The organism is Gordonia sp. i37, assembly GCF_002043085.1.
Taxonomy (GTDB): domain Bacteria; phylum Actinomycetota; class Actinomycetes; order Mycobacteriales; family Mycobacteriaceae; genus Gordonia; species Gordonia polyisoprenivorans.
In genome coordinates this window covers 1-4,996 of record NZ_MVPX01000010.1, presented here as the reverse complement: position 1 = coordinate 4,996, position 4,996 = coordinate 1, and the positions used below count along the sequence as shown (strand labels likewise).

The window sequence follows — 4,996 nt, the reverse complement described above, 5'->3', positions numbered from 1 at the left end:
CCCGTGCAGGGGTTAGCTCTTCAGGGCGTCGTAGAAGGCCGTCTCGAACTCCATGTACTTGGTGAACGAGGTCGGGTCGCCGAACGGCAGGATCTGGGTGGCCCAGTATCCGCCGTATCCGTTCTGCCGGTCGATCCAGTAGAAGAGATTGGCCAGCCCCGCCCATCCCTGGGCGCCTGCCGGGCGGCCCGTCGGCGCCGTCTCGTTGTTGATCATGAACGGCAACGACCACGACTTCGACTGTCCCGGGAAGAATTCCGCGTCGTTGGACAGCGACGGGATGACGCCCGGCAGCATGGTGACCGGCAGATCACCGAGATGATTGCGCAGCGCCATCTCCACGGTCTCGGCCTTGAGAACCCGACCACCTTCTCCCACACCGTCGTTAAGCCACATCCGGATGAATTTCATGTAGTCACCGACGGTCCCGTACAGGCCGTGTCCACCGAAGTCCACCTCCGGCGGCGACGGTAGTTCGAGACCCATCGGGGTCAGCGAACCGTCGGCATTACGCGCGTGGATCTCAGTCAGATGCGACCGGAAGTCCTCGCGCAGAATGAAACTCATGTTCTCGATCCCGAGCGGGGCGAAGATGCGTTCGGCGAACACCTCACCGAGCCGCTTCCCGCGCAACCCCTCGACCACCTGACCGACCCAGTCGATGTTGGTTCCGTACTGCCACCGTTCGCCCGGATCGAAGAGCAGCGGAGTCATCAGCGCCGCCCGGCTGGCCGTGGTGACGCTGGGCTGCCCCTTCTCCTCGGCGAGCCGGTTGTAGATCTCGTCGAAGAAGTCGTAGCCGAATCCGCCGGTGTGCGTGAGCAATTGGCGGGTGGTCGGCACCGACTTCGGTGCCCGCAGGATCGGTTCGCCGGCGTCGTCGAAGCCTTCGATCACCTGCAGGGTGCCGATGGCCGGCGCATAGGTGCTCGCCGGCGCGTCGAGGTCGAGGAGACCTTCCTCCACCAGCTGCAGCGCCGCGGTCGCGGTGATCGCCTTGGTGGTGGAGAAGATCGCGAACACGTCGTCGGTGGTCATCGGAGCCGACCCGCCCAGGCTGCGTTGGCCCGCAGCTCCGGAGTACACGGTGCGGTCACGGTCGGTCACCATCGCCACCACGCCGGGCACGCGGGCGTCCCCGGTGACGGCTTCGGCGAGAATCCGATCGGCGGCACTGGTGAACGCGGAGACATCGAGTGAAGAGAATGTGCTGGTCATAGCTTTATCCTTCCATGGATATGATCTGGATCACACTGTCCGTCAGGACAGTGCGAAACCCTTGTAGCCGGCCGCGGCGGCCTCGAGCGTGGCATCCCGGTAGGCGCCGACGCCGCCGACGTAGGACAGGACCCGACGCGGCTTGCCGGGCACGTTCGACCCGACGTACCAGGAGTTGGTCTTGGAGATGAGATTCGCGTCGGCGAGTTCGTCGTGGTGGGCGACCCAGGCTTCCTCACCCTCGGCAGTCGGTTCGATGACCGTTTTGCCGGTGGCGCGCATGTGCCGGATGGCCTCGCTGATCCACTCGGTCTGCTGCTGCAGGCAGGTCGTCATGTTGCACAGCGCCGCCGACGGCGCCAACGGCACCGCGGTGGTCAGCATGTTCGGGTAGCCGTGCACCATCAGGCCCATCGTCGTGCGGATGTCACGACTCCAGTCGTCGGCGAGGCTGCGGCCGTCGCGGCCACGGATGTCGATGCGGGTGAGCGCACCGGTGCCGGCGTCGAATCCGGTCGCCATGATGATGACGTCGAGCTCGTGCACGGTGCCGTCGGCGAGCTCGATGCCGTTCTCCCGGATGCGGGTGATGGGGTTGTCGCGCACCGGGACCGCGGTCACGTTGTCGCGGTGGTAGACCTCGAGATAGTTGGTCTCCAGCGGCACACGATGCGTGCCGAAGCCGTAGTCAGTCGGGATCAGCAGGTCGCACAGTTCCGGGTCGACGAGGCGGGCGCGCATCTTCTCCCGGACGAACTCCGAAACCTCCTCGCTGACCTGTTCGTCGGAGAAGATCTCGGCGAACGAGGCGAGCCAGAGTTTCAGCGAACCGTTCTCGTAGTCGTCCTCGAGCCGCGCCCGACGCTGCTCGGGGGTGAGATCCTCCCAGGCGTCGGTGAAGTCGTACTCGAATCCGGTGAACGTGTGCGGCAGGGTGTCCTTCAGTTCACCGAATCGCGACTTGTACCAGGCGACCTCGTCGGGGCCGTAGGACGGATTCTTCATCGGCAGCGCGTACTGCGGGGTGCGGATGAACACCTTCAGCTCGTCGACGTCGGCGGCAATCGACTGGATGACCTGGATTCCGGTCGCGCCGTTGCCGATCACGCCGACGCGCTTGCCCGCGAAGTCGATGCCCTCCTTGGGCCAACGCGCTGTGTGCACGAGCTGACCGCCGAAGTCGGACTGGCCGGGGAACAGATCCTTCATCGGCGCCGAGAGCATCCCGCAGCAGGTGATGAGGAACTGCGTGTCGATGGTGTCGCCGTCGGCGGTGGTCAGTGTCCACCGGTTGCGGTCCTCGTCGAAAACGGCGCTGGTGATCTCGGTCTCCAGCGAGATGTCGCGGCGCAGGTCGAGCGAGTCGGCGACGTAGTTGAGCCACCGTTCGATCTCCTCCTGCCCGGGGAAACGCTGGCTCCAGCTCCAGCCGTTGTAGAGATCCTCGTCGAACAGATACTGGTAGATGTAGGCCTCCGAATCGAAGCGGGCGCCCGGATAGCGGTTCCAGTACCACGTACCCCCGACGCCGGACGCCTTGTCATAGGCCCGCACCTCGAGTCCCTGCTCGCGCAGCATGTGCAGCTCGTACAGGCCGGCGACTCCCGTGCCGATCACGGCCGCGTCGAGTGTGGTTGTTGCCATTGTTCCTCCTGATTGTGATGGTGCTCACGTTCGAAGGCCAGTGTCGAGAGTGTCCGGGCACTCCCGGGTGTCCCAAATTGGGACACCATTCCTGACCCACCGGACGGTGTCGTCGCAGTTGAGGGCGTTGCATAATCGGCTTTGTGCGGCAGGTCACAATAGAGGGGGATCGACGAGAGGAGGACGCGCGACGATGACCGATATCCGTGAGCGGCAGCTCCGCATCGCAGCCGCCCGGGCAGATTTTCTCGAGTACGGGCCCGCAGGTGCCGCGGGTGTCGACGACGTGGTCGCGGCATCCTGGGAGCGCAGCCACGATGCCGGCGTCGACGCCGATCGCTACACCGTGGCATTCTTCGAGGACATCGACTTCGATTCCCGATTGGCCCGCTGCGCGCAACCGGTGATCGAGCGCCTCGCCCGGGACATGTCCGACGTCCCGGTCACCATCGCCCTGACCGACGCCAAGGCACGCATCGTCGACCGGCGCGATTGCTCCACGGCCGTCGGCCGCGTGCTCGACCGCGTCGACTTCCAGCGCGGGTTCTGCTTCGACGAGAGCGGCGTCGGAACCAACGGCGTCGGAACGGTTTTCGAGGTCGGAGCACCCGTCACCGTGGTGGGCAGCGAGCATTTCAACCAGTCGCTCGTACAGTTCGCCTGCGCCGGCGCCCCGGTCTTCGACCCGTTGACCGGACGCGTCGCCGGGGTCCTCGACGCCAGCATGCTCGCCGACACCTGGAATCCACTGGTGGACGCGCTGATTCGCTCGGCCGCCGCCGACATCGGCCGCAATCTGCTGCTCGACCGCAGCCAGGCCAAGCGCGCACTCTTCGAGACCTATCTGCGCGCCGACTCCCGTCCGCGCCAAGCGGTGATGGCCGTCGGCAGCGCGACGCCCCAGCTCACCGGCGCCGATACCGTGATGGCCAACGAGCGTGCACGAGAAATGCTTTCGCCGGCCGATCAGGAACGCGTGGTGGAGTTCACTCGTTTCCTGATGTCTCGCCACGATCCGGGCGCTCGTCGGGTCACCCTCGAGGACGGACGAAGCATTCGGTTGCGATCGACCGCCATCACCTACAACGGCGACACCGTGGGTATGGTGCTGCTGCTCGACGAGGATGCCGGGGTGCCGTCGGGTTCGGTTCGGCTGCAACCACTTCGGTCGCTGTCGACGCCGATCGCGCGGAGCGAACCGGCAAGCAGTCCCGCATGGCAGGCCGCCCGCGCCGAGGCACTCGCCGCCCTCGAATCGGGAACCGGGGTGCTGGTCATCGGCGAGCCGGGCTCGGGACGACTGAGCCTGATCGCCGAGACCTTCCACGAGGTCTACGGCGACGCACCGGTGGTCGTCATCGACGCACAACGCGTCGAACGTGGCGAACAGGTCGCCGGACCCGAGAAGACCGTGGACGACTGCTCACTGCTGGTGATCCGCCATCTCGACAAGGTCTCCGCCATCACCGTGGACACGTTGACCGATCTGGTGGCTACCGCCACCGATGCGGGGTACCTTCTCGCGGTCACCATCGAGCCGCCCACCGACGACCATCCGTCGGCGGTCTCACTTCCAGGCATCGGTCAGTCCGTCACCATCCCGCCGCTGCGGCTGCGGGGTATCGACCTCCACACGATCGTGGTGCGCGTCGTCAAAGCCCTGGCGCCCCAACGTAACAGCCGGATCAGTCCGAAGGCCATGCGCATCCTCGCCGCCTACTCGTGGCCCGGCAACATCCCGCAACTCCGTGAGGCCCTCGCCGAGGCGCTGCGCAGGCGGCCCATCGGCGAGATCCAGCCCGACGACCTGCCCGGGTACTGCCGGGCGAACACCACTCGCGCGCTGACGACGCTCGAGGCCAACGAACGCGACGCGATCATCGCCGCACTCACCGAATGCGACGGCAACCGGGTCCGCGCAGCCGCGTCATTGGGACTCTCGCGCAGCTCGCTGTACCGAAAGATCCACGCGTACGGCATCTCCGGGGTGTAAGGCGGGGCACTACTCCAGTGCCCTGAACGACACAGCGCCTGGTATTACTTCAGGGCTTCGAGGAGTTGGGCCTTGGTCATCGACGAATAGCCTTTGATGCCCTTGGCTTTCGCCTGCGCTCGAAGTTCGGCGACCGTCGGG

At 65.9% G+C, this 4,996-nt stretch carries 4 protein-coding genes; 1 reads left to right on the top strand and 3 read right to left on the bottom strand.

Translation table 11 applies throughout. From position 1 onward, the window contains the following. Positions 1-12: 12 nt before the first annotated feature. Both B1964_RS00460 and B1964_RS00455 read right to left on the bottom strand, forming a co-directional pair. A complete protein-coding gene (locus B1964_RS00460) occupies positions 13-1,218 on the bottom strand; it encodes a serine hydrolase domain-containing protein (protein ID WP_014358369.1) in 1,206 nt (401 codons plus the stop codon). Positions 1,219-1,260: 42 nt separating this feature from the next. Beyond that, the gene (locus B1964_RS00455; protein ID WP_079928390.1) at positions 1,261-2,862 is read right to left on the bottom strand and encodes an NAD(P)/FAD-dependent oxidoreductase; all 1,602 of its coding nucleotides are present in this window, start codon (positions 2,860-2,862) and stop codon (positions 1,261-1,263) included. 193 nt (positions 2,863-3,055) lie between these two features. Between B1964_RS00455 and B1964_RS00450 the strand changes: the two genes are divergently transcribed. Next, on the top strand, positions 3,056-4,855 hold the full coding sequence (locus tag B1964_RS00450; RefSeq protein ID WP_079928389.1) for a helix-turn-helix domain-containing protein: 1,800 nt from the start codon (positions 3,056-3,058) through the stop codon (positions 4,853-4,855). 44 nt (positions 4,856-4,899) lie between these two features. On the opposite strand, the gene B1964_RS00445 is transcribed toward B1964_RS00450, so the two are convergent. Then, positions 4,900-4,996 (bottom strand): Rho termination factor N-terminal domain-containing protein (locus B1964_RS00445; RefSeq protein WP_172398705.1); only part of this gene is annotated, 97 nt, incomplete at its 5' end.

Excerpts from the sequence above, each read along its gene's own strand:
- B1964_RS00460 (WP_014358369.1), bottom strand. The coding sequence starts at position 1,218 with ATGACCAGCACATTCTCTTCACTCGATGTCTCCGCGTTCACCAGTGCC.
- B1964_RS00455 (WP_079928390.1), bottom strand. The coding sequence starts at position 2,862 with ATGGCAACAACCACACTCGACGCGGCCGTGATCGGCACGGGAGTCGCC.
- B1964_RS00450 (WP_079928389.1), top strand. The coding sequence starts at position 3,056 with ATGACCGATATCCGTGAGCGGCAGCTCCGCATCGCAGCCGCCCGGGCA.